Origin of the sequence: Pseudomonas sp. LSJ-87 (assembly GCF_032971465.1) — a bacterium.
Classification (GTDB): Bacteria; Pseudomonadota; Gammaproteobacteria; order Pseudomonadales; family Pseudomonadaceae; genus Aquipseudomonas; species Aquipseudomonas putida_Z.
Genome location: NZ_JAWJYQ010000023.1, coordinates 1 through 24,199, shown reverse-complemented (window position 1 = coordinate 24,199; position 24,199 = coordinate 1). Strand labels below are relative to the sequence as shown.

The window sequence follows — 24,199 nt, the reverse complement described above, 5'->3', positions numbered from 1 at the left end:
CAGCTCTTTACCATCAACTGAGCTTAGCAGCCCGCCTGCGGGGCGCATGAGAGGGACCTTATGATCATCGCGAAACCGACATGGACCGCGGACATCCACGGCCTTTTTACCGCTCCCTACTGGATCCCCGCTGCGCAGCGCGCGGCCGTGGCAGCCTCCTGGACCGGGTGCATGAACGCCTATTTCGTCTACCTGGACGACCCGGAGTCGGTCAAAACCTGGTCAGAAACCATCTACCAGCACCTGGCCTCGCGCAACATGCCGCTGACCCTCGACCAGCAACAGTTCTGGCCGATCGATGCCCTGGAAACCTTCAGGTTGTGGGTCAACCAGGGCTGGCGCCTGGACGCCGATTCTCCCTTCGATCTGGCCGAACGCATCCCGCCACCAGACCTGCCCCAATCGGTCAGGCGGGTGAGAAAGGACATCCGCGCCCTGAGCCTTGAGGAACTGAACCTGTACCGCGCCCGCCTGGACGACGTGATGCAGGTGGGCGACCCCGACAGTGGCTCGCCCTGGCAACGTTACGCCTACATCCACACCAACTGGTGCCTGCATTACCAGGAGGCGTTTGCCCTCTGGCACCGGGCCTACCTGTTGTACCTGGAACAACTGATCGACTGCGCCATTCCTTACTGGGACTGGATGGCCGAAGATGCCAGCGTCGACGGCAGCCCACAGGCCGGCCTGCCCCAGGCGTTTCTCGATGAAACCTATGTGCACCCGCACACCGGCGAAACCCGGCCCAATCCCCTGCGCTACGCGGCCGCCAAGGACGGTTGTTCCAAGGTGTGCGCCAGCGGCGCGGCCAAGGGGGTGGACTGCCGCTATGTGCAACGCGACCGGTTGTTCTACACCCACGGTGACGACTCGCGCTCGGATCGCGCCCGTTTGTACGGCATGAGCCGGATTTTCCAGCAACAGGTGGTGGATGCCCTGAAGTTCACCACCTTCAGCCAACCACAGGGTGTGCCCGGTTATCCGTGGGCCAATATCCCGGTGTTCGACCCGCCCCAGAAGGACAGCCTGTACCCCAATCGTGCCCTCAACTTCGACGGCCTGTACGAGCAACCCCACGACAACTATCACGGCTGGATCGGCGGCGACATGGCCGACAACGCCTACACCGCCTTCGACCCGGTGTTCTGCTCCTACCACGCCAACATCGACCGCATGCTCGAGGTCTGGATCAGGGCCAACCCCGGGGCGCAATACACCACGCAGTGCCTGCTCCAGCCGTTCTCCGGCCACGACGCCACGCAGCTCACCTTCACCAGCGCCGACGCCTGGCGCTACACCACCATCGGCGACATGGCCCAGGACAGCCGGCACATCGGCTACGACTATGGCGTGCCGGTAGCCCCACAGTTCGGCGTGCCCAAGGCGGCCACCGGCGCCTGCTGCAAGCACAGTGCAAAAGCCGGGCCTGCCGCGGGCAACGCCGCAGGGCCCGGGCCGTGGGTGGTGTTCGATCATGTGCGCTGCACCCATGACACCTATCTGATCGATGTCTTTCTCGACCAGCCCGACGCTGCCACGCAGCACGTCAGCGCCGACAACCCCCATTACGTGGGGCGCTTCAGCCGTATCGGCATGGGGCTGGTGGACGACAAGGGCCGATGCATCACCCACGGCGTGTCCCGCGCACTGAATGCGGCCCGCAACGCCACTGCGCTGGGCCTTGGCCGCGGCGATGCGGTGCAGTTGTCGCTGGTGGTGACTCACCTCGACAGCGGCCGCGTGCTGACGCCTGACGAATACATGACCTTGCCCGGTTTCATCGCCCAACTGGTGTGGGACGACCCGCGCCAGACCCTCGCCGGCCCGCCCCCGGTCGCCGGCTGCTGCTCTGCTTCCACCTCACGCACATCAGGAGAACCGACATGAGCACGCCCTTCACGCAGTTCACCTCTCCCGCCGGCCAAGCCCCCAAGGACTACAACAAGCTGGGCCTGGAAGACCAGTTGCCGCAGTTTGAAACCGACTGGAACAACAACCTCACCGGCTGGACCGAATCGTCCATCATCGGCAACCCTTGGTCGGGCCTGAACGACGCCCCCCGCTCGGGTTACTACAACCCGCTGGTGGAAGGTTTCGGCGACGTGACCGCCCCGGCGATCACCTGGGCGCCCTTCCCCAACCGGCTCTGGACCTTCTTCTACAACAACGGTGCGGCGGTCATTCCCCAGTTGGGTGGCAAGGCCATGACCCTGGACCAGGTGATGGAGTTGACCGACCACGGCCAGATCACCCTCGACAACACCCTCTACATGCTCTACGACCCCAACAAACAAGGTACCGTGCTGCAACTGCCGGCCAAGCGCTGCCCGAGCATCGACTGGAACGGCAAGTACACGGCGTTCTCGCCTTCCGGCCCACGGGGCTGGCTCGACGAGTACTGCGAGTGGTCGATCGTGCGCGATGCCAACGGCAACATGCGCAAGATCACCTTCACCTGCGAAAACCCCGCGTACTTCCTGACCATGTGGCGTATCGACCCGAACGCAGTACTGGGCCTGTACCGCGACTACATCGACCCGAACGTGCAACTCGAAGACCTGTACCTTCGCTACACCGCCGACGGCCCGACCGGCAAGGCCGGTGACCCGGTCATCGACCCCACCACCGGCAAGCCGGCCTATGACACCGTCAACAAATGGAACGCCGGAACGGCCTGTGTGCCCGGCCAGTTCGGCGGTGCGATGCACCTGACCTCCGGCCCCAATACCCTCAGCGCCGAGGTGTACCTGGCCGCCGCCGCCACCATCCTGCGCCCGGTGAGCAGCAGCCAGAACGCCCAGTCGTTGATCTGCTGCGCGCAGTACGGGCAGAACTATCGCAACTCTGATCCGCACATCGGTTTCATGGCCAATACCACGGCGGTGAACAACCGACTGTCGCTGACCAACCCCATTGGCCTGTACTTGCAACAGCCCACCGACTTCAGCGCCTGGAAGGGCCCGCAAGGCCAGGACGTGAGCCAGTACTGGCGCATCACGCGTGGTACGGCCAAGTCGGCTGCCAACGGTTCCGACCAGATCCTGCAGGCGGTGTTCGAGGTGCCGGAAAGCGCCGGCTTCTCGATCAATGACATCACCATCAACAACCAGAAGGTCAACTATGTGTGGGTCATCGCCCAACAACTGCTGGTCGGCCTGAGCGTCACCGTCAAGCCGCTCAGCACCACGCCTCAAGCGTTCCCATGCGTGCAGGACCGGGTGGCCGGCCTGCAACCCTGGCCAGTGCAGCTGCTGCCGCTGGACCTGTTCTACGGGCAATCCCCAACCGACCTGCCCGCCTGGCTTGCACCGGGCAGCAGCAACCAGTTCGTGCTGGTGGTGCAAGGCGCCGACCCGACTACCACGGCGCAGAATGCCAGGGTGCAATTCTCCAACCCTGGGGTGACGGCGCAGGTCACCCAGTACCTGCCCGACGCGTCGGCCATTCCCGGCCAGACCAACTCGGGCGGCACCCAGGCCTACATTCTGACCATCACGGTCAGCCCCTCCGCAGCACCCGGCCTGGTGACAGTGCGTGCCCTCAACCCGGGTGAAGATGTGAACGTGAGCGCGACAGACCACCCTTGGGAGTCCGGCCTGGCGCTGGTGCCTGGCGCCTGAGCCACGCCAGTCACACCCCTTACACCCCTCTACCGCCGCACCTTCGGGTGCGGCTTCACAGCTTGCAAGGAGCGCAATGATGTCCAGGTCACGCTTGAGTCTTCTGTCGCTGCTGTGCGGCATTCTGCTGTGCCTGTCGACCCTGCAACCCGCCACGGCGGCCACGCTGTCGGACGCCGATACCTGTGTGCAGCAGCAATTGGTGTTCAACCCGGCCAGCGGGGGATTCCTGCCGGTCAACAACTTCAATGCCACCAGCCAGGCGTTCATGAACTGCTTTGGCTGGCAGCTGTTCATTGCCTTGAACTGGCCGGTGAACCCCGGTTGGCCGGCCACCGCCAGCCTGGCGGGCGAACCCGACATGCAAAGCACGCTGGCGCAGTTCGGGGTCCCCTCCGCACCGGGTCAACCCATGAGCGTGGCCCCGGTATGGGCCAGCTACAAGGACGCCAACGACATCTTCCTGCCCGGCGCACCCACGCCCACCGGCTGGGGCGTGCAAACCCTGGTGCCATCCGGCTGCAGCACCCAGGGTAGCCTCAAGGCACTCAAGGTCGGCGCACGCAAGTTCATGAACGCCACCTCCGAAGGCGCGATCAATGCCTTGCACGGTTTCCACCTGTCGACCGGGACACTTGCGTCCATTCCCGACCCGGTCATGGAGGCGTCCGGCGGCTGGCTGACGGACCAGGCGGGCAAACTGGTGTTTTTCGAACGCAAGGTGGGCAAGGCCGAGTTCGACTACATCGTCGACAAGGGGCTCTACGACGCCGCCAACCAGTTGAAGGTCGCGCAAAACCTCGACGGCCAGACACCGGAGGGCCTGTCGCTGCCCATCGGCGAACCGATGCGCTCACTGCCGACCTCCCCAGTGCCACAGGAGCAACTGGGCGCGATCGAGCTCAAGGCTGCCTGGCGGGTACTGACCGGCAAACCCGAGCTGTTCGGGCGCTACCTGACTACCGTCGCCTGGCTCAAACGCCCCGACACGCTGGAGTGTACCCAGGAGGTGGTGGGGCTGGTGGGCCTGCATATCATCAACAAGACCCAGGCTTCGCCCAACTTCATCTGGACCACCTTCGAGCAGGTGGACAACGTGCCCGAACCGGCCCAGGTCCCGCCGCAACAAACCCCGCCGAACGGGTTTGCCTTCAACAACCCTGACTGTGGCAACGGCCCCGAGTGCACACCAAACCAAGCCCGTATCCAGTGCAAGCAAACGCATCCCGACAAGGACTGCACCGATCTCTTCCCACGCGACCAGCCGGTACAGACCACCCGCGAACACCCCGTGCCCGGCGACCTGCAAGCCCTCAACAGCGCGGTACAAGCCAACTTCGCGCAGCACAGCCAAGGCAAGTCGGTGTTCCAGTACTACAAGCTGATCAACGTACTCTGGACCCTCGCCCCCAATCCGCCCAGCCCGGAACCGGGCGCCAACGCGCAAGTGCCGTTGTCGTACGGGCCGTTCATCAGCCAGGGCAATGTGCCGGTGGCCAACACCACCATGGAGACCTACGTGCAGGGTGACGACTGCAACCAGTGCCATCAGTACGCGACGATTGCCGGCAGCCCTTCGTTGGCCTCGGACTTCTCCTTCCTGTTCAACAGTGCAGGTTCCGCCAGCAACAAAAGCCTGATCCAAAGCGTCAAAGCCTTCGAAACCCTCAAGGACCGCCCCTGAACCGCAAAAGGGGCGATCACCGATCGCCCCGAACAGGGGTTCGCCTATCGCGCTTTGCCCTTCAGATAGGTTCGTGGCCACACACCAAAATTTCGCACCCTTGAAATTAATGCGTTTAGTCAGCTTGCCAAATATTTCTTGCACACCGCAGGAACGGGCTTCGGTCATAACAGTACACACAGACCTTCCTGTGTCTGACCTGAGGTAAGCAATCATGGCAAACAATCAAGACAAGGGTGGCAACCAAGGTAATGCTGACACCGGCATGGGTAACAACACTGCCGGCACCGGCCAGCAAGGCGGCCAGGGTTCGGGCGGCCGGATGCCCGGCCAACAGCAGCAAGGTGGCAGCCAGTCCGGCCAGAAACCTGAGGACAAGATGAACAAGGACTGGGAACGTTCCCGTGACACGGGGAGTCAAGGCGGCCAACGTACGACCGACAAGCAGAACCAGAACCTGACAGACAAGGACCGCATGGGCGGCCAGCAAAACCAGGCAGATGATCAACAGTGGGATAAAGATCGCTGATCATCCGCAGCCGGCATCAGGGTGAGTTTTGCCCTGATGCCACCTCCAACGTACGGGAGGCTCCTGATGAACAACTCCAGAGAACGGCATTCGACGGTCATTTGCCTGCAAGCAGGACGCATCCTTTTCGTGCGCAAGCAAAGCGCTGAATGGTCGTTGCCAGGCGGAAAAATAGATCCAGGCGAGCATCATCTGGACGCTGCGCAGCGCGAGCTGATGGAGGAGACTTGCCTACCCTTCAATGGTGCTCGATTCCTCAACCACTACGTGCTCGCAGGCGAGGAACACTATCTCTATCAACTGCCTGTCGAAACTGGCGCAAAGCCTACCGCAAATCACGAGATCGTGGAGTGCCGCTGGTTTACAGCGCCTGAACTTCACGAAGTGCAGGTCAAGCCGTCCAACATCCAGCTGCTTGAACGAGAGCACCTGCTCCCTGTGTAGAGGTACCCGATTATCAGCGAAACGCGGAAAGTGTTCCGGCACCAACCTGGTTTTTCAGGGGGGCGACGCGATTAACCTGTCACCACTGCTCACCTGAAAGGTCACATCCCAATGAAAGCAATCGTCTACGACACCCCCGGCCTCCCGATCCAGGATTCCCGATCGTTGTACGAGCACGAACTGCCCAAGCCCACACCCGGTGCCAGGGACCTGTTGGTGGAAATCAAAGCCATCGCGGTAAACCCTGTCGACACCAAGGTCAGAGCCAGCCGCAGCGGTGACCACCCTCAAGTGTTGGGATGGGATGCCGTGGGGATCGTTCGCGAAGTCGGCGCCGAGGTGTCGTTGTTCCAGCCTGGCGACGAAGTGTTCTACGCCGGTGCAATCGACCGCCCGGGCAGTTACAGCGAATATCACCTGGTCGACGAGCGAATCGTCGGGCACAAGCCTCGTAGTCTGGACAATGCCAGCGCCGCAGCCTTGCCGCTCACATCCATCACCGCCTGGGAATTGCTGTTCGACCGCCTGGGTGTGGAGGAAAATGGCGGCGCTGGCAAGAGCCTGCTGATCATCGGTGCCGGCGGCGGTGTTGGTTCGATCCTGGTACAGCTTGCACGCAAGCTTACCCAGCTCAAGGTTATCGGTACCGCGTCACGCCCTGAAACCCAGGCCTGGGTCAGCGAACTCGGGGCACATCATGTCATCGACCATTCGGCATCCTTTGCCCTGCAACTGGAACAACTTCAGTTCAACTCGGTGGATTACGTCATCAGCCTGACCCACACCGATGCGTACCTCGCGCAGATCGTCGAAGTGCTGCGCCCACAGGGCAAGCTCGCGCTGATCGATGACCCTCAGCATCTCGATATCGTGCCGTTCAAGCGCAAATCGCTGTCGGTGCACTGGGAGCTCATGTTCACACGCTCGCTGTACCAGACCGAGGACATGATCAAGCAGCACAACCTGCTGGAAAAGGTATCGGCGCTGGTCGACGAGGGGGTCATCAAGACCACCGTTGGCGAGCACTTCGGCAGCATCAGTGCCAGCAACCTCAAACGCGCCCATGCCCTGATCGAAAGCGGCAAGGCAAAAGGCAAGATCGTTCTGGAAGGCTTCTGATCACTCGCCCGGTCAACGCAACGAAGGCGGGGCCATGAGCCCCGTCACCTTATCCATCAGCAGCGATGAGCTGCTCGAAACGCTCCGCCAGAAACGCTCTGAGCACCTGCACAGCAGGTGTGAGCGATGTTCGATGAGCGCACACCAGCTGCAACGGCGCAGGTTGACCGTAATCCCCGGGAAACAACTCGATCAGCCGCCCGGCACGTATGTCCGCCAGCACGTCCAGCCTGGATTTGTAAACGACCCCCAATCCGTCCACACCCCAACGCCGAACGATATCGGCGTCATCGCTCACGCGGTCGCCTGTGACTTGCACGGTCTTGACGCCATCGGGCAAATGGAAGCTCCATCGCTCGTAGGTTTGCTCGCCCATCACATAACGCAGGCAATTATGCCTGCCCAGATCTTCCAAGGCCCCTGGTGCCCCATGTCGTGCCAGGTAATGTGGCGAGGCGCAGACCGTTCTGCGATTTCCAGGGGCAAGCATCAGTGAAACAAGGCTGGAATCTGCCAGCTGCCCATATCGGATACTCGCATCCAGTTGCTGGCCGACAAGGTCGGCCACCTGATCGCTGATCCGCAGTTGCAGCATCACCTTGGGGTGCAATCGCTGGAAATCGTCCAACCAGGGCAGCAGCAGATTCCTGCCAATATCCGAGGGCATGGACAGGCGAAGTGTACCCGCGATCTCATCTCGCCCCTCGGTCAGCGCCACCTCACCGTTGTCCAGTGCCTCCAAGGCCTGACGGGCATGAGGCAGGTATCGCTCGCCATCATCCGAAAGCCGCAAACGCCTCGTGGAACGCACGAACAACCTGGCACCCAGGCAGCTTTCCAGGCGCTGGACTGCGCCGCTGGCCAAGGCCGGTGAAATATCCAACAACCTGGCCGCAGCCGAAAAGCTGCCGGCCGAGGCTGTTGTGACGAAGACCTGAAGATCATCAACCCGAACTGTTTTCTTCACTGTGGAAAATTCTTGACCTGGCGCGAGGATCAAAGCGTAGCGGCAATGCTTATACCTGCCCAGCGTTGGCTTGCAGGAATTGCAGCGCGCCAGGTGTATCCCGTCATCCAGGCGAAAAAGCAAAAAAGATTTCAGCGCACCGCTGCGGTCAGAATCGTAGATAGCAGTGGAGATAACACCATGAAATTCGCGCTGTTCTGCCAATGGCTCGCCAAGCACGCTGGTAAACCCAGTACCTTCCTCATCGCCGTGGTGCTCATCACCCTGTGGGCTGCGTCCGGGCCCTGGTTCCACTACAACGACACCTGGCAACTGATCGTCAACACATCGACGACCATCATCACTTTCCTGATGGTCTTTCTGATTCAGAACACCCAGAACCGTGACAACGACATCATCCACGTGAAGCTCGACGAACTGATCCGCGCTACAAAGTCCGCAGAGCAATCGGTACTAGGTCTCGAATCTCTCGACAACCGAGAGATCCATCAACTTCGCAAGGAGTATCAGGCGATGGGCCGAAACTGCGAAACGGCCCCACAGTCGCCTCGCGAACAGCAGGCAGACGATGCCGCTCGGGACAACCTGCAGCGCTAGAGGTCCACGGGCATTGAGGAGTTCGGTCAACAACGCGTCGATCTTCAAAGCAGAGCCTCCCTGATTCAAGCTGCAAGCGATTGTCCTGCACACAGATAGCCGCCGGCCCTCTGCCGGGGCAGTTGGGCCGACGACGAAGATGCCCAGGATCAGGAATTGAAGCCCAACCCCGAGGAAAGGTCGGAGTCTCCAGGCCTGCGCTCTGCCTGTGTCGACGCTTTACCACCCGCCTGATCGAGCGACTCTTCGACCGACGCCTTCACCTCGCGACCCTTGGCCTTGAGTGTGTCGGTCAAGCGATCGCTGCTGGCGCCCATCAGCTGGTCTTCCTTGCGGGTACTGGGTAGCGCCGCCCCCAATGCCGCACCCAGTGCTATCCCCAAAGCGGCCAATACCAGCGGTTGCTCCTGAAGCAGATGATCGAACTGGCCTTTCAGAGCCGTGGCCTGGTCTGCGGCCTTGTGTGCCGAATGGCGCAGGGTATCCGCAGAAGCCCCCATGGAGTCGCGGGCGCCGCTGCCGAGTTCGCTGGCCCGATCGCGCATGTCATGGGCTTTCATGCGCACCTTCTGGCTGGCGTCGTGCACTGCCTCCCCCGCCTGCGCGAAAGCGCCCTTCACCGTGTCCACCGCGTCGCCGACCTTTTCGCCCAACCCAGGCCCATGGTGCGCAGGCCCGGGGTTGAAGGGGCGGTTCTGGTTCAGGCCCAGCCAGGCCAGGCCCAGTACCGTCAGGGTAGCGGGTACGGGGTTGTTCTTGAGGGTGGTGCCCAGGTTCTGGAAGAACTCGCCGCCATTGCCTTTGGCATAGGCCAGGACTCGGTCGACCATCTGGCCCGGGCTCAGGCGCTGTTCGAGGGCGTCCACCAGATCGCTGATATGCTCGCGCTTGGCGTTGATTTCCTGCTCGAGCAAGTCAGGGTCCTTGTGCGCTTCATGTTCGAAGGAAGTGGTCATGGCAGTTTCCTCTTCAGCGTGTCCTTGTCCTGCTGCATGGCATGCAAGGTGCGGTCAGGGGCCAGGTGCGTGGGTTCGAACCGTTTCTTGCCCGACTGCAACATGATGAACCCGATCACCAAGGTGACCGCGCCCACGATCAAGGCTGCCAGCCAAGGCTCGACTACCATCGCCAGGGCGTAGACTGCCGCCAGCAACAGGATGACGAAGCCCGCCAGCATCACGATCGCGCCCGCTGCCACCGCAGCCGTGCCGGCCTTGAGGGTGGCGAGGTTCTGCTGCAGCTCTGCCTTGGCCAGCGCCAGCTCTTTGGTGAACAGGGCCGGTACTTCCCGCATCAGCTGGCGCAACAAACCGCCAACACCGACGGCGTCGTCTTCCACCGTGTGCAGGCCTGGGGTGGTATGCAAGGGGTCTTTGTTCATCATTCACCTCCTTTGAGTGGATCGCGCTCGAACGGGCTGCCACTGACCGGCGTGCCTGCACCAGGGCCGACTGGGTCGACGGGGGTGAAAGGTTCACGGGTGGATATGTCGCTACCACGATCAGGCACTGGCTGCGCGGGGCGGGACTGCGGCCAATCAGCGGACGACGCAGGGGTGGTGGACTCATGGCTGGTGCTGGCTCGCATGAAACGCGACACGGCAAACCCGATGGCGACGCTACCGGCCAAAAAGAGCGCCGGGTTGCTCCTGGCCAACTGAGCACCACGCTGCAGCAGGCTTTCGGCACTTTCATGGCGTACCTGCTCGGCAAACTCACCCACGCACTCTGCTGCCTGGTTCAGGTACTGCGACAGCCCGAGGCTGTCGTTGCCTTGCAGCGCAGCAGCAGCCGAGCGCGCCCCCTCCTCAAGCGAATCAAGCTGATCGGCTGCGTTATCGCGGTAGTGTTCGAACTGCTCGCTGCCTTTGTGCCTGGCCTCGCCAAGCAGCGCACCGGCGTCATCGATCAAGGCATGTTCCTGGGTGCTGCCGGGTGGAGAGGTCGAGCTTTGATTGGTCTTGTCCATCGTTTCGCCCTCGAAGCGGATAGTTGGGTGGATGCCGTCTTTAATGGGGCATTCATTCGAGGGACGCAGGTGAGGCGGCAGGAGTTCAGCGTTTGTGATCTATGACATTTGCTTGGAGGCCCAGAGAAAATGGCGCAATCAAACCTGGTTATTGGTACCGGAGCAAAGGCTTTGAAGGTGGCGGTAATCAGAGTCGACAACGATTGGAGCACCGCGTTGTCTCGGGGGCAGCCGCGCCGCTCAGGCCAGCTGGATGAATACCGCGTAAATACCGAGAATCATCCAGAAGACCAGGAATATCCAAGGTGTACGCAGCGAAAACAACAACGACTTGCGGTGCCCGGCCAGGGAGGTTTCCGCCTCGCTGAACAGTGGCGATTCGTCATATGCCAGCCCCATCAGTGGCTCGCTGCGCAGAAGGTGGCTCTGTTTCAGTTGCCAGTGCTCGATGATCTTGTAGGCCGCGCGAATGCCCGGCCACGCATTGAGTGAACTCAACACGCCCAGCAATGCGAGAAACGGCGGAACCACCAGCGTGAACATCTCGCCCCAGCTCTGATTGAGGTTACCCATCGACGATACGAAGGCGATCACCAGAAACGACTGCGCGGCGAGATAGGCGTCTGTGCGGTTGGCGAGGATGCTGGTCTCGTACTGGATTTCACGGCGGTAGAAATCAAGGCGCTCTTTTGGCGAACCGAACATGCGGGCGTTCCGCTCGCTGATCTCGTGTTCAGGGGTGCCTGGAGTGATGATTTGCGGCACGTACTGGCTCCTGAAAGTGAGAATGATGGTGCCTCGAAACTTGAGAAGCGAACCCATGAGTGAAGGCCTGCCTGAAGATTTCAGGCAGGTCCTGGTCACAACAAGCTTCAGGTACCGCCGGTACCGCTATTGGAGAATTTCTTTACATCAATGGTCGGTGCGACGAACTCCGGCCCGTCGCCCGATACCCGCCAGCGCACATTGTTGATGCCGTAGCGCTCAGCCATCGGCCGGCTGACCTTCTTGATCTTGTGCTGGCCGAACCGCGGGATGATACCCACGCCGGCATCGCAACTTGCCCAGTGCCAGGCTTCGGCGTTGTCCATACGCTCGAGCCGGATGATGAAGGTGCGAAATTCCCCATGAAGCTCGTACTCGATCACATACAACTGCTGTCCAGCCATTGCACTCTCCTTCACCAATTCAGACTAATGGAGCGAGCAACGTGTAAAAAGATTCATTAATTTTGACTGGTTGGTCATCGCTCTTTTCCACGGCGGTGCCTCAAGCGTTCAGCCAGACGCTGCAGCGCTTCCAGCCGGTTCGCTACGCAACGCCTCGCCCTCACCCGCGACGCGCCGGGCATACCCCACACCCCACAGCAGCGCCCGCCTCATGGTTTCCCCCGCGCGCTGGTCGTAGATCCGTTCGCACAGCACGGAACCGTCGGTGCGATAGACACCGATGAACAACTGCGTGGCGCCTGTGCGTGACAAGCGCGTCTGCACTTCCAGGCAGGTGCCGGTGCCGAGCGTTTCCTCATGGGTCTGATGGTGCAGGATCGGGTCGCACCACCGTCTGTAGGTTTCACCTCTTCGTTTCATCTGCCAGCCCTCACCTTTTCATGGCTGCTGATAATGCCCCGGCGATGTGCCTGGCTCATGGTCGTGCTCCAGACGCTGCACCTGCACGTCAGTGAAAGATGACGCTTCGTTGCGGTGCATGCCTTGCAGGTAATCGCGCGCCGCTTCGCGGCTCAGGTCCTCCTGGTCGCTGCGCAACTCGCAGGTGCCGGGTTGGTTGTCGAGGATGTAGCTGATCAGGTACAGGTACTTGGCCATCGCTGTAACTCCTGCTGGCTGAGTGAAATCGGGCGACTCAGCTCGATTGATCCTGGCTTGAGTGCAGCCGTTCAGCAGGGGCGACGACCGGCTCAGAAACTCAGCGCCAGGCCGTCATCAGGGCGCCACGCGTGCCGTTGACCGGGTCTTGTGCGGGGTCGGGCACGGAAGCGATTCGCGCCAGCGCCTGCTGGTGCCCTGCGCTTTCTGGGCGCTGGATATCGAAGTTTTCCTGCCCCTTGGGATAGGCGCCGACCACCAGAAAATCATCGCTGCTCTCGACGCAGCGATGGCCAGTTCCTGCCGGCAGTACCAGTACGTCGCCGCACTTCACGCTTATTGTCTGCCCCGCTTCGCCGCCCAGCGTCACCCGCGCCCGGCCGCATGCGACGCCCAGAACCTCATGAGCATTGGGGTGGAAGTGATGGTAATCGAAGATCCCGCCGCGCCACAGCGGCACCCACTGGTGTGCGGTGAACAGCGCCTCGAAGGCACTGGCGCAGTCTTGCGACGGGTTGACTTGCAAGCGGTACAGCAATACCGGGAAACGGCTGTTCGGCGTTGCACCGTCGTCCTTGAAATACAAGGTCTGCACGGTGGCACCCGCAGTGTCTGTCGCATTCATGTCGAGCATCCTGATCCTGTTGTCCGTTCACTTGCGAACCCGATGGCTCATGCAAGGTTCCAGTCGGTAGACCAGTGCGCACACGCTTGAAACTTTCCCGATCCGCGCCAAGTCCAGACCCTATCGGTCACAGGACGGGAGAAGGCAATGACCAGCACGGTAGGCGACTTTCTGGTGGAGCGCTTGTATCAATGGGGGGTGCGGCGCATCTTCGGTTACCCCGGCGACGGCATCAACGGGGTATTCGGGGCGTTGAGCCGGGCCGAGGGCAAGATCCAGTTCATCCAGGCACGCCACGAGGAAATGGCGGCCTTCATGGCCAGCGCCCATGCCAAGTTCACCGGCGAATTGGGCGTGTGCATTGCCACCTCCGGCCCCGGCGCTTCACATCTGCTTACCGGCCTGTATGACGCGCGCATGGATCACCAGCCGGTGCTGGCCATCGTCGGCCAGCAGGCGCGAGCAGCGCTTGGCGGGCATTACCAGCAGGAGCTGGACCTGCTGTCGATGTTCAAGGACGTCGCAGGTGCCTTCGTCCAGCAGGCTTCGACCCCGGAACAGGTGCGCCACTTGCTCGATCGCGCCGTACGTACCGCCGTCGGCGAACGCCGGGTCACCGCCATCATCCTGCCCAACGACCTGCAGGACCTGCCCTACCACGAACCACCGAAAGCCCATGGCACGGTGCATTCCGGCATCGGCTACAGCAGGCCCAGGGTGGTGCCTTTCGAGCAGGACCTGCAACGTGCCGCCGAGGTACTCAACGCTGGGCGAAAAGTGGCGATCCTGGTCGGAGCCGGTGCACTGCAAGCCACCGAACAGGTGATCGCGGTAGCTGAAACGCTTGGTGCAGGCGCGGCCAAGGCGCTGCTGGGCAAGGCCGTAGTGCCAGACGACCTGCCCTGGGTCACCGGCGCCATCGGGCTGCTAGGTACCGAACCGAGTTATCGGTTGATGAGCGAATGCGACACCTTGCTGATGATCGGTTCCGGCTTCCCCTACGCCGAGTTCCTGCCTGAGGAAGGCCAGGCCCGTGGCGTGCAGATCGATTTGCAGCCAGACATGCTCAGCCTGCGCTACCCCATGGAGGTCAACCTGGTCGGTGACGCCAGCGAAACGCTGCGGGCACTGCTGCCATTGCTCGAACACAAGACCGAGCGCCGTTGGCGCGACAAGGTCGAAGGCTGGCGCGCAGACTGGGACAAGACCCTGCAGAAACGCGCCTTGGTCAAGGCCGACCCGATCAACCCCCAGCGCGTGGTGCACGAACTCTCCCCTCGCCTGCCCGACCACGCCATCGTCACCAGCGACTCCGGGTCCTGCGCCAACTGGTTTGCCCGCGACCTGCAGATACGCCAGGGCATGCAGTGTTCGTTGTCCGGTGGCCTGGCCAGCATGGGTGCGGCGGTACCCTATGCCATCGCCGCCAAGTTCGCCCATCCGCGGCGCAGCGTGGTGGCATTGGTGGGTGACGGGGCGATGCAGATGAACAACCTGGCCGAGCTGATCACCGTCGCCAAGTACTGGCGCCTGTGGGAAAACCCACAGTGGATCTGCGCGGTGTTCAACAACGAAGACCTCAACCAGGTGACCTGGGAGCAACGGGTAATGGAGGGCGACCCCAAGTTCGAGGCCTCACAGACGATTCCTGATGTGCCCTACCATCTGTTCGCCATCTCCATCGGCTTGCAAGGCATCTATGTGGAACGCGAAGAAGACATTGCCGACGCCTGGGAGCGAGCCCTGGCGGCTGACCGGCCGGTGTTGATCGAGTTCAAGACCGATCCGGACGTACCTCCCTTGCCGCCGCACATCAAGCTTGAACAGGCGAAGAAGTTCGCCAGCAGCCTGCTCAAGGGCGACCCGGACCAGGCTGGGGTCATCGTGCAGACGGCCAGGCAAGTTCTCGGCTCGGTATTGCCGGGCAAGAGATGAGATGTGCGCGGCTGCGGGGCCTTACACATCTGCCCGGCGAAACACCAATACCTTTGAAACAGTGGTTTGGCATATGGCATCGCAGGCAGCGACGGCAAAGCGAAACGCGCTGGAACTGGCGCCAGTTTAGCCCTTCCCTACCTGCCTCCAGAAGCCATGCTCACGCTAGCGCTGCTCCCGTACGAACTCGATGAAGGCCCGCAGCGCCGCAGGCACCTGGCGGCGGCTCGGGTAGTACAGATACAGCCCCGGGTAGTAGTGACACCAGTCCCCCAGCACCTGCTGCAGATGGCCACGCTCCAGGTGCTCCTTGGCCATGTCTTCGAACACATAGGCCAGGCCGAGCCCTTGCAAGGCAGGCGCCAGCATCAGGCTGACGTCACCCAATACCAAGGGCCCCTGTACATCGACCTCCAGTTGCACGCCCCCGCGCTCGAATTCCCATCGATAAAGTGCGCCACCAGGGAAGCGGTGCCCGATGCAAGGTAGCTGCTTCAAGTCTTGCGGGTGCTGTGGAACAGGATATCGATCGAAGAACGCGGGCGCCGCTACCACCACCGAACGAAGGTAAGGGCCGATGGGCAGCGAAACCATGTCCGCCTGGAGTCGCTCCCCCAGGCGCACGCCGGCGTCAAAGCCGGTGCCCACCATGTCCACCAGCGCATCGTCACTGACGATTTCCAGGCGTACATCCGGATACGCCAGCAGAAAGCGATTGGCCAGTGGCAGTAGCGCGAGCTCTACTGCGGCACGCCCGGCGGTGATGCGCAGGTTGCCTGACGGTTTGTCGCGGAAGTTGTTGAGGTCCTCCAGCGCGTCGGCGATGTCCCGAAAGGCCGGTTGCAGCCTCTGGTAAAGACGCTCCCCTGCCTCGGTAAGCGCCACACTGCGCGTGGTGCGGTTGAACAGGCGAACATCAAGACGGGTTTCCAGGGCCCGCAGCGCATGGCTGAGGGCCGAGGGCGTAAGGCCCAGCTCGACCGCCGCGCGGCTGAAGTTCAGGTGGCGGGCAATGCACAGGAACACGGACAGGTCGGCGGTGCTGGTTGGCTTCATTGCTGAAAGCTACTCAAAGGCCTATGTAATATTCATGGGATTATCACATCAATCCGCAGATTTTAAAGTTCGCTCAACTCATCGAGAAGGCCCGCATGGTGCAGGGTCGGATACAGGAGGAGTTGACATGCGTACCTGGCTCATTACTGGCGCTTCCCGCGGTTTCGGCACCCTGATCGCCCAACAGGCCCTGGCAGCGGGTGACGCCGTCATCGCAACGGCGCGTAACCCGGAAGACATCGAGGCTCGCCTTGGCCGGCACCCGAACCTGTTGGCCGTGCGCCTGGATGTGACCCGCGAAGAGGACGCCCATGCGGCGGTCGCTGCTGGCATCAAGCATTTCGGGCAAATCGACGTGCTGGTCAACAACGCCGGTTTTGGCGTGCTCGGCGCGGTAGAAGAAACCAGCGCCAGCGAAACCGAACGGCTGTTCGCCACCAACGTTTTCGGGCTGCTCAACGTAACCCGCGCCGTACTGCCCCACATGCGTCGCCAACGCAGTGGCCACGTGATCAACATCTCGTCGCTCGGCGGCTACCAGGCCTACATGGGCTGGGGGGTGTACGGTTCGACCAAGTTCGCGGTCGAAGGCATCAGCGAAGCGATGCATCAGGAGCTGGCCCCCTTGGGAATCAAGGTGACCGTGGTCGAGCCGGGCTTCTTCCGTACCGACTTCCTGGATGACCAATCGCTGGTGAAGACGGCCCTGGAGCTGCCTGACTACGCAGCCACCGTCGGTGTCATGCGCCACTACGCCGAGGCGGCCAACCATGCCCAGCCCGGCAACCCTGCGAAGCTGGCCGAAGCCCTGCTGGCCCTGGCCAATGCGGCGAACCCGCCACTGCGCCTGGCGCTGGGCAGCGACGCCGTCGCGCGCATCGAGGCCAAGAACAGCGCGGTCGAGCAAGAACTGGCCCAGTGGCGGGACCTGTCGCTCTCTACCGACTTTGCCGCGTAGCCGTTACACCGCATGCGCTCCCATAGAACTGCACATAACTCATTGAATTAGCAGGGACCCTGTGGGAGCGGCTTTAGCCGCGAACACCGGCGCAGCCGGTGCCATGCACCGCGTTGGATTTTTCGCGGCTAAAGCCGCTCCCACAGGGTAAGAGGATCGCTTGCGAATTCCGTTATCTGTGCGACAGCGCGACCCAAAGGGCTGGGCAATCTCCCACAGGACCTGTGTATGCCTTCAGGGCTTACAAACAGCCAACATGCTCGCGGCGTCGCTGCACTCGAACTTGCCGGGTGCTTCGACCGCGATGTGCCTGACCACCAGGTTGTCGACCAACATGGCAAAGCGTTGCGAACGCCGGCCAAAGCGTTACGTCGGGCAGTGTATCGCCGGTCTTGATCATCGCTGTCTCCCTGGGGCGGTAAATGGCCAGGCATGATGCAGCATCCACCGGGGTACGTCAGCTACCACCGCGAACAGGCCAGCCCCCAGCCCGATCAACACACTGAAGCACGCCATCGATCTCGGCCACTACCTGCCGCGTTGCATCCTCGATGGCCCCTTCATTACGGCACAGTACCCAGCCGTGTTCCGCTACCGCACGTTCGAACGCCTCGGTACAGGCAACCTGCTCGTCCAGGCTATGGATCACCGTACTACCCAACCCGCGCGTTCGTGCCGCGGCCCTTGCCCATGAAGTATCAGGGGCCGTGACAACGCCGACATGCAAATCGGGCACTTGCACATTTCGCTCGAGGTTCAGGCGCAGGATCTCGTCGAACGCCACGCTGCGGCGAAATGCGGCATCGGACGGGTACCAGCGATCGATCAGGATGATGCTGTCTACTGGCTGCCTCGGCAGCACATGCCGGGAAATCCAGGCACGGCTTTCGGCGAAGCGCTCGCATACCCTCAATTCCAGGTCCCGGGAGGGGTTTCTGACCAGTTGGTTGACGAGGGCCATGGTTTCTCCCCGGTAGGGGTCGCTTTTTTTCTCGCAAAGCCGGATCACTTTCTTGTTGTCAGCCCTCAGGGCCTTGGTAACCGCCTCCAGAAGCGTGGTCTTGCCGGTGCCCTTGGGCCCATCGATGGAAACAAACAGCGGGCGGGTCATTTTTAATTACCAGTCGAATCTGAAGATGCAGCGCAGGCCTGGGTGCCCGCGCGGTCTTTGTGGGAGCGGGCATGCCCGCGAAGCAAGCGACGCGGTGGATGGCACCGGCTAAGCCGGTGTTCGCGGGTAAACCCGCTCCCACAGGTTCCCTGCTAAAGCAACAAGTCATGTGCAGCCCCATGAGGGGGGCATCTAGTTGGCCGGAATCAACCCAGCTGGGCCTGAAGAAACAGCGAAAAAAGCTCCGATTGCGATTTGATACCCAGCTTGCTGTACATATGCTTGCGGTGCACTTTCACTGTCTCCACGGAGATTTCAAGCTTGCGCGCGATCTCTTTGCTGGAACACCCGCTGAGCATCAGCCGGCCCACCTCCAGCTCACGCCCGGTCAGCGGCGACTCCATCTGCTCGACCCTGTCCTCCATGCGGCTTTGCCAGTGCGGCGCGGGCTTGGTGGCCTCTTCCAGCAACTCCCGCTCGAACGTCATCCGCTGGCGCATCAGCGCAGTGACCCAAGGCCGCAACAGTTCCAGCAGGGTGACCTGCTCGATGCTGAACCGGCGCTTGCTACCCAACGACAGGCACAACGTGCGCTGCGCATCCAGCTGCACGTTGAACTGAATTTCATCGGCAACCACGTTAAGCCGGAAATAGCGCTGGTAGTAGTCCGTCTGCTCGAAACACTCAGGGGCCACGTCCGCCAGGCGCACCAGGCCGGACACCACAGCCTCTCGGCTGGCCACGTAGAACGGGTCCAGCAGGTACAGGCCGTTCAGATAGTCCTGGAACAACGGGTCAGGGTTGCCGTCTGCACTGGGGCATTCGGCGAACACCTGCGGGCGCCCTGCGGAAAACAGCAGCGCAACCCAGCTGTCGCAGGCAACGTACTCGTTCAGCAACCGCACCAGGGCTGTCCAGAAGTGGTCCTTGTCGAGGGTGTCGATCAATTGGCCTACCGATCGGTGCCAGGCGATGTCGTGCAGCGTAAAATTCATCCTCTACCCCTGTTGGGTTACCACGTGGGCGTAATACCCCCCGCCATGATGACCACCCCATAATCCGGGCTAGCTTACGCTGAGCGAACCTGTACCGGGATCGTTTTTTACACCCCATGCCGCCAGGGCATGGCGGTCGAAGCCGTTAGTCGAGGATTGGAAATGAAGGTAGAGCTTGTCCAACTGGCCGGTCGCGATGGCGATACCGCGTACAACCTGCAGCGCACCATCGAGGCGATCGGCAACTGCGGCGCCGATACCGATCTGCTGGTCTTCCCGGAAACCCAGTTGATGGGCTTCCCAACCGAAGAAAACATCGGACGCATCGCCGAACCACTGGATGGCCCGAGCATCACGGCAGTCCAACAGGCCGCACAAGCGCAAAACGTTGCCGTGGTCGTCGGGCTGGCCGAAGCCGCAGACGACGGTCGTTTCTACAACACCACCGTGCTGGTCACGCCTGATGGCGTAGCGCTCACCTACCGCAAGACCCACCTTTGGGCATCGGACTGCGGGGTTTTCACCCCAGGCGACCGTTTTGCGACAGCCCTGTTCAAAGGCATCCGTGTCGGCCTGCTGATCTGCTTTGACATCGAATTCCCTGAAACCGCCCGCGCCCTGGGGCAGCTGGGCGCAGAACTGATCATTGTCACCAACGGCAACATGGACCCGTACGGGCCCACCCACAGAACCGCCATCACCGCACGCGCCATGGAAAACCAGGCCTTCGCGGTCATGGTCAACCGCGTGGGCGACGGTGATGGCGGCCTGGTTTTCGCTGGCGGCAGTGCCGTCGTCGACCCGTACGGCCAGTTGCTGTGCGAAGCCGGCCGTAGCGAGTGCCGCATGACCGTCGAGCTGACCATGGAGCAACTGCAGCAGTCACGGCGCGACTACACCTACATCGCCCAGCGCCGCATCCAGCTGCCGGGTGAACAGGTCGAGCACGCCAACGGCCTTCGCGAACTGATCATCCCCTCCTGAATATTCCACCCTTCCAGGCTCTCTTACTGGAATGCAAGGCCGCCAGGGACGGCAGCGTGTTCGACTCTGAATAACAATCACAAGCTGGAGCAAGCAGTAATGGCCACACTCAAGCGAACGCTTTCGCTGGGCTCGGTGGTGCTTTTCGGCATCGCCTACATGACCCCCATCATCGTCCTGGGCACATTCGGTATCCTGGCCGAGACCACGGGAGGGAGGGTACCCGCAGCCTACCTCGCTGCCGCCATCGCCATGCTCTTTACCGCCTTGAGCTACGGCCACATGGCGCGCGCCTTTCCAGTCGCCGGGTCCGCCTATACCTACGTGCGCAAATCGATCAGCCCGCAGCTGGGCTTCATCACCGGGTGGGCGGTGTTGCTCGACTACCTGTTCCTGCCCATGGCGATCTGGCTCATTGGCGCGGCCTATCTGCACTCGGCGTTCCCGGGCGTGCCGCAAGCCATTTGGGTGCTGGCATTCATCGGCATCACCACGACGATCAATGTGATCGGCCTGCGGCTGGCCAAGACCGTCAATGGCCTGTTGATGTTCATTCAGTTGCTGGTGCTGGCGGCGTTCGTTGCGCTCGCGGTGCACTATGTCTGGGGCGACCCCACGGTGCCGCTGTGGACACTCGAGCCGTTCTACAAGGAAGGCACCCAGTTGCCGCTGATCATGAGCGGTGCGGCGATTGCCTGCTATTCATTCCTGGGCTTCGACGCGGTCAGCACCCTGACCGAAGAAACCAGGGAACCACGCAAAAACATCCCGAAAGCCATCCTGCTGATCACCCTGATCGGCGGCGGGCTGTTCATCGCCTGCAGTTACTTCGTTCAGCTCGCTCACCCATCCACCGACTTTGCCAACGCCGACGCTGCGGCTTATGAAATTGCCCAGAACATCGGTGGCGACATCTTCGTCAGCATCTTCCTGCTGGGGCTGATCGTCGGCCAGTTCACTTCGGGCCTGTCGGCGCAAGCCAGCGCCTCCCGCCTGCTGTATGCGATGGGGCGTGACGGTGTGCTGCCCAGATCATTCTTCGGCAAGCTGAGCGAGCGCTTCAGTACGCCGGTGCCCAGCATCATCCTGTGCGGGGTGGTCGCCCTGCTCGCCTTGCGCATGGACGTGACGACCTCTACCTCGTTCATCAACTTCGGTGCCTTTCTCGCCTTCAGCCTGGTCAACCTCGCGGTGATCTTCCACTACTGGGTTGCCATGCAGCAGCGTGGTGCCAACGCGCTGCTGATGTACCTCGCATTCCCCCTGGTGGGCTTTGCCTCCACCTTGTGGCTGATGGCGAGTCTCGATCACCTGGCGATCTACCTGGGGGCAGGCTGGCTCTGCCTCGGGGTGCTCTACCTGACCGTGATTACCCGTGGTTTCAAGCGCAAGCCACCGGAGATGCATTTCGAGGAAGCCTGAACGACCCTCTAGACCACTCGCCTGGCATCCCTGCGCACCGCCTGCGGCGGCACCCCAAACCCGCGGATGAACACCTCGCGCAGGTGCCGACGGTCTCTGAAGCCGGTCTCCCTGGCCACCACATCCAGGCTGTGCCGGCTTTGCTCGATCATCAGGCGGGCAGCCTCCAGGCGCAGGTTCTCCACGGCCTTGGCCGGGGACTGCCCGGTTTCGGCAGTGAACACCCGGGTGAACTGCCTGGGGCTCAGGTGCACCACACCGGCCAGCTCTTCGACACTGAGCGGGCGGCTCAGGTGCTGGCGGGCGTATTCCAGGGCGCTCTGGATGCGGTCCGACTTCGGCGCCAGGGCGAGCAGTTCGGAATGTTGCGACTGCCCGCCTGAGCGCCGCTGATGCATCACCAGCTTGTGCGCCACCGACCTGGCCAGCTCTGCCCCCAGGTCTTTCTCCACCATGGCCAGCGCCATGTCGAGGGCCGCGGTCATTCCCGCCGATGTCCAGACCGGCCCATCGATGATGAAGATCCGGTCATCGTCGACCTCGACCTTGGGGTGCAGGGTGCGCAGTGCCTTGGCATAGGCCCAGTGGGTGGTGGCCCGGCGATTGTCCAGCACACCGGCCTGCGCCAGCACGAAGGAGCCGGTACACAGCCCGGCGGTCCTGCGCGCACTGGCAACAAAGCCTTGCACACACGCCAGCACCTCATCGGCGGGGGGCGTCTCGGGGGTCAGGGTACCGCTGACCATCCAGGTGTCAGCCAGGCCTGGTGCAGCCAACGGCAGGGTTTCGATGGGCATGCCCAGCGATGAGCGGACCATGCCGCCACCTACCGAGAAGTTCTGCACCCGGTAAAACGCCTCCCCGGCGACGAGGTTGGCGACCTCGAACACCGTCTGCGTGGCCAGGCCCATGATTTGAAAACCTTCGGTGATCAGATAGCCGATGCGATGCATGACCGGGCTCCGTCTGGTAGTGTCCTGAAACACTACCATATACGTCATTTGAGCCAGTGGGAATCTACCGCATCATGGCCCCAGTCCCCAACCACTGGAGCTTGAATCATGACTCACTCGCACAAAGGCACCGCCCTCATTACCGGCGCTTCCTCGGGTATCGGCGCGGTATACGCCGAGCGCCTGGCCCGCCTCGGCTATGACCTCGTGCTGGTCGCACGCAACCGCGACCGCCTCAATGCACTGGCCAGCCGCATCAGCCAGGAAACCCGGCAAAGTGTCGAAGTCTTCCCGGCAGACCTGGCAAGCCCCGATGAACTCGCCCGGGTCGAGCGCAAGTTGCGTGAAGACGCGAGCATCACCCTGCTGGTGAACAATGCCGGTATCGGCACCCATACCCCCCTGCTGGAAAGCGATGTCGAACGCATGGCCGAGATGATCAGCCTCAACGTCACCGCCCTCACCCGCCTTACCTATGCCGTGACGCCAGGCTTCGTTGCCCGCCAGCAAGGTGCAGTGATCAATATCTCGTCGGTCGTCAGCCTGGTCCCGGAGCTGCTAAATGGCGTTTATGGCGCCAGCAAGGCGTACGTCACCGCCTTCACCCAGTCGCTGTACAAGGAACTTTCGCCACACGGCATCCAGGTCCAGGCCGTGCTGCCTGGCGCCACGGCCACCGACTTCTGGGCGATTGGCGGCTTGCCGGTGGAGAACCTCGACCCAGGTATCGTGATGTCGGTTGACGACCTGGTCGAAGGCGCCCTGCAGGACTTCGAAAACAAGGTACTGATCTCCATCCCTGCCTTGCATGACCTGCAGCGCTACGAAACCTACGAGAGTAACCGTCAAGCCCTGTTCGGTGAGCTTTCCAGCAACCGGCTGGCACCTCGCTACAGTGCCAGCTGAAACTGATTGCCTGGTCGAAGGCCCGCGCGGGGGTTACCGAGCACGGCGCCCCAGTCGCTGTCCCTGTAGGAGCGGCCTTGTGTCGCGATGGGCTGCATGGCAGCCCCGGCGATTGTTGCGTTGACGCTGAAATCTGGAGGGCCGCTTTGCGGCCCGTCGCGACACAAGGCCGCTCCTACACAGGTTCGGCGCCAGCTTTGAGGTGGTGCCGATCCTGTCAGGCCTTACACCGACAAGGACACCGAACTTGCCCTTTGAGCGATGCTGTGGGTGGCACCGGCTCAAGGATTCTGAGGCAGGTCGCTATCCCTGTAGGAGCGGCCTTGTGTCGCGATGGGCTGCATGGCAGCCCCGGCGATTGTTGCGTTGACGCTGAAATCCGGGGGGCCGCTTTGCGGCCCATCGCGACACAAGGCCGCTCCCACAAAGGATCGGCGCCAGCCTTGAGGTGGCGCCGATCCTGTCAGGCCTTACACCGCCAGCGCGCGCTCACGCAGCTC

At 62.1% G+C, this 24,199-nt stretch carries 25 protein-coding genes and 1 pseudogene; 12 read left to right on the top strand and 14 right to left on the bottom strand.

The features are described 5' to 3' along the window. Positions 1 to 60: 60 nt before the first annotated feature. From RYH74_RS15170 to RYH74_RS15145, 6 genes are all read left to right on the top strand, one after another. On the top strand, positions 61 to 1,887 hold the full coding sequence (locus RYH74_RS15170) for a tyrosinase family protein (RefSeq protein ID WP_317409671.1): 1,827 nt from the start codon (positions 61 to 63) through the stop codon (positions 1,885 to 1,887). Continuing rightward, positions 1,884 to 3,620 (top strand): hypothetical protein, encoded by a 1,737-nt coding sequence (locus RYH74_RS15165; RefSeq protein WP_317409670.1) that lies wholly within the window; start codon positions 1,884 to 1,886, stop codon positions 3,618 to 3,620. The genes RYH74_RS15170 and RYH74_RS15165 overlap by 4 nt, the downstream gene beginning before the upstream one ends. Before the next feature lie 79 nt (positions 3,621 to 3,699). Further along, entirely contained in the window at positions 3,700 to 5,304 is a 1,605-nt protein-coding gene (locus RYH74_RS15160; RefSeq protein WP_317409669.1) for a hypothetical protein, read from the top strand. A 214-nt stretch (positions 5,305 to 5,518) separates the two neighbouring features. Beyond that, positions 5,519 to 5,833, top strand: a complete 315-nt coding sequence (locus RYH74_RS15155; RefSeq protein WP_075045255.1) for a hypothetical protein — start codon at positions 5,519 to 5,521, stop codon at positions 5,831 to 5,833. A 66-nt stretch (positions 5,834 to 5,899) separates the two neighbouring features. Beyond that, complete coding sequence (locus RYH74_RS15150; protein WP_084785185.1) at positions 5,900 to 6,277, top strand: NUDIX domain-containing protein; 378 nt, start codon at positions 5,900 to 5,902, stop codon at positions 6,275 to 6,277. A 111-nt stretch (positions 6,278 to 6,388) separates the two neighbouring features. Continuing rightward, positions 6,389 to 7,396: a zinc-binding alcohol dehydrogenase family protein gene (locus RYH74_RS15145; protein WP_317409668.1), complete on the top strand. Its 1,008-nt coding sequence runs from the start codon at positions 6,389 to 6,391 to the stop codon at positions 7,394 to 7,396. 49 nt (positions 7,397 to 7,445) lie between these two features. Here RYH74_RS15145 and RYH74_RS15140 read toward each other — a convergent pair whose 3' ends face one another. Beyond that, the gene (locus RYH74_RS15140; protein ID WP_038408135.1) at positions 7,446 to 8,363 is read right to left on the bottom strand and encodes a LysR family transcriptional regulator; all 918 of its coding nucleotides are present in this window, start codon (positions 8,361 to 8,363) and stop codon (positions 7,446 to 7,448) included. A gap of 180 nt (positions 8,364 to 8,543) precedes the next feature. On the opposite strand from RYH74_RS15140, the gene RYH74_RS15135 reads away from it, so the two are divergent. Next, complete coding sequence (locus RYH74_RS15135; RefSeq protein ID WP_137164011.1) at positions 8,544 to 8,960, top strand: low affinity iron permease family protein; 417 nt, start codon at positions 8,544 to 8,546, stop codon at positions 8,958 to 8,960. Between the two features lie 149 nt (positions 8,961 to 9,109). On the opposite strand, the gene RYH74_RS15130 is transcribed toward RYH74_RS15135, so the two are convergent. The 8 genes from RYH74_RS15130 to RYH74_RS15095 all read right to left on the bottom strand — a co-directional run bounded on the left by RYH74_RS15130 (position 9,110) and on the right by RYH74_RS15095 (position 13,388). Continuing rightward, entirely contained in the window at positions 9,110 to 9,916 is an 807-nt protein-coding gene (locus RYH74_RS15130; protein ID WP_317409667.1) for a DUF3618 domain-containing protein, read from the bottom strand. Further along, positions 9,913 to 10,341 carry a phage holin family protein gene (locus tag RYH74_RS15125; protein WP_084785187.1) on the bottom strand — a complete coding sequence of 143 codons (429 nt, stop codon included), beginning with the start codon at positions 10,339 to 10,341 and terminating at the stop codon, positions 9,913 to 9,915. The genes RYH74_RS15130 and RYH74_RS15125 overlap by 4 nt, the downstream gene beginning before the upstream one ends. Further along, positions 10,341 to 10,928 carry a hypothetical protein gene (locus RYH74_RS15120; protein ID WP_075045259.1) on the bottom strand — a complete coding sequence of 196 codons (588 nt, stop codon included), beginning with the start codon at positions 10,926 to 10,928 and terminating at the stop codon, positions 10,341 to 10,343. Before RYH74_RS15120 ends, RYH74_RS15125 begins: the two co-directional genes overlap by 1 nt. 240 nt (positions 10,929 to 11,168) lie before the next feature. After that, positions 11,169 to 11,693 carry a hypothetical protein gene (locus RYH74_RS15115; protein ID WP_075045260.1) on the bottom strand — a complete coding sequence of 175 codons (525 nt, stop codon included), beginning with the start codon at positions 11,691 to 11,693 and terminating at the stop codon, positions 11,169 to 11,171. A gap of 107 nt (positions 11,694 to 11,800) precedes the next feature. After that, a complete protein-coding gene (locus RYH74_RS15110) occupies positions 11,801 to 12,097 on the bottom strand; it encodes a DUF6555 family protein (protein WP_025339190.1) in 297 nt (98 codons plus the stop codon). A gap of 108 nt (positions 12,098 to 12,205) precedes the next feature. Next, positions 12,206 to 12,517, bottom strand: a complete 312-nt coding sequence (locus tag RYH74_RS15105; protein ID WP_317409666.1) for a hypothetical protein — start codon at positions 12,515 to 12,517, stop codon at positions 12,206 to 12,208. 18 nt (positions 12,518 to 12,535) lie between these two features. Continuing rightward, the gene (locus RYH74_RS15100) at positions 12,536 to 12,754 is read right to left on the bottom strand and encodes a hypothetical protein (RefSeq protein ID WP_003258752.1); all 219 of its coding nucleotides are present in this window, start codon (positions 12,752 to 12,754) and stop codon (positions 12,536 to 12,538) included. Positions 12,755 to 12,854: 100 nt separating this feature from the next. Beyond that, positions 12,855 to 13,388, bottom strand: a complete 534-nt coding sequence (locus RYH74_RS15095) for a cupin domain-containing protein (protein WP_317409665.1) — start codon at positions 13,386 to 13,388, stop codon at positions 12,855 to 12,857. A 138-nt stretch (positions 13,389 to 13,526) separates the two neighbouring features. Here RYH74_RS15095 and RYH74_RS15090 point away from each other — a divergent pair, with 138 nt between their 5' ends. Further along, positions 13,527 to 15,314, top strand: coding sequence for a thiamine pyrophosphate-requiring protein (locus RYH74_RS15090; RefSeq protein WP_317409664.1), 1,788 nt, complete (start codon positions 13,527 to 13,529; stop codon positions 15,312 to 15,314). Positions 15,315 to 15,479: 165 nt separating this feature from the next. Here RYH74_RS15090 and RYH74_RS15085 read toward each other — a convergent pair whose 3' ends face one another. Next, a complete protein-coding gene (locus RYH74_RS15085; protein ID WP_286099920.1) occupies positions 15,480 to 16,370 on the bottom strand; it encodes a LysR family transcriptional regulator in 891 nt (296 codons plus the stop codon). A gap of 127 nt (positions 16,371 to 16,497) precedes the next feature. Between RYH74_RS15085 and RYH74_RS15080 the strand changes: the two genes are divergently transcribed. Continuing rightward, on the top strand, positions 16,498 to 17,328 hold the full coding sequence (locus RYH74_RS15080; protein ID WP_085704760.1) for an oxidoreductase: 831 nt from the start codon (positions 16,498 to 16,500) through the stop codon (positions 17,326 to 17,328). Between the two features lie 234 nt (positions 17,329 to 17,562). Here RYH74_RS15080 and RYH74_RS15075 read toward each other — a convergent pair. From RYH74_RS15075 to RYH74_RS15065, 3 genes and pseudogenes are all read right to left on the bottom strand, one after another. Further along, a pseudogene (locus tag RYH74_RS15075) lies at positions 17,563 to 17,688 on the bottom strand (peroxiredoxin); the annotation flags it as partial. Between the two features lie 97 nt (positions 17,689 to 17,785). Further along, entirely contained in the window at positions 17,786 to 18,439 is a 654-nt protein-coding gene (locus tag RYH74_RS15070; RefSeq protein ID WP_075045268.1) for a dTMP kinase, read from the bottom strand. Positions 18,440 to 18,645: 206 nt separating this feature from the next. Then, positions 18,646 to 19,434 (bottom strand): helix-turn-helix transcriptional regulator, encoded by a 789-nt coding sequence (locus tag RYH74_RS15065; protein ID WP_317409663.1) that lies wholly within the window; start codon positions 19,432 to 19,434, stop codon positions 18,646 to 18,648. Between the two features lie 162 nt (positions 19,435 to 19,596). Between RYH74_RS15065 and RYH74_RS15060 the strand changes: the two genes are divergently transcribed. Further along, positions 19,597 to 20,418, top strand: coding sequence for a carbon-nitrogen hydrolase family protein (locus tag RYH74_RS15060; RefSeq protein ID WP_075045270.1), 822 nt, complete (start codon positions 19,597 to 19,599; stop codon positions 20,416 to 20,418). A 99-nt stretch (positions 20,419 to 20,517) separates the two neighbouring features. After that, positions 20,518 to 21,840 (top strand): APC family permease, encoded by a 1,323-nt coding sequence (locus RYH74_RS15055; RefSeq protein WP_075045271.1) that lies wholly within the window; start codon positions 20,518 to 20,520, stop codon positions 21,838 to 21,840. 8 nt (positions 21,841 to 21,848) lie between these two features. Here the strand turns inward: RYH74_RS15055 and RYH74_RS15050 are convergent, their stop codons facing one another. Next, positions 21,849 to 22,793 (bottom strand): GlxA family transcriptional regulator, encoded by a 945-nt coding sequence (locus RYH74_RS15050; RefSeq protein ID WP_317409662.1) that lies wholly within the window; start codon positions 22,791 to 22,793, stop codon positions 21,849 to 21,851. A 108-nt stretch (positions 22,794 to 22,901) separates the two neighbouring features. Here RYH74_RS15050 and RYH74_RS15045 point away from each other — a divergent pair, with 108 nt between their 5' ends. Then, positions 22,902 to 23,699, top strand: a complete 798-nt coding sequence (locus RYH74_RS15045) for an SDR family oxidoreductase (protein WP_317409661.1) — start codon at positions 22,902 to 22,904, stop codon at positions 23,697 to 23,699. The last annotated feature ends 500 nt before the right edge of the window (positions 23,700 to 24,199 follow it).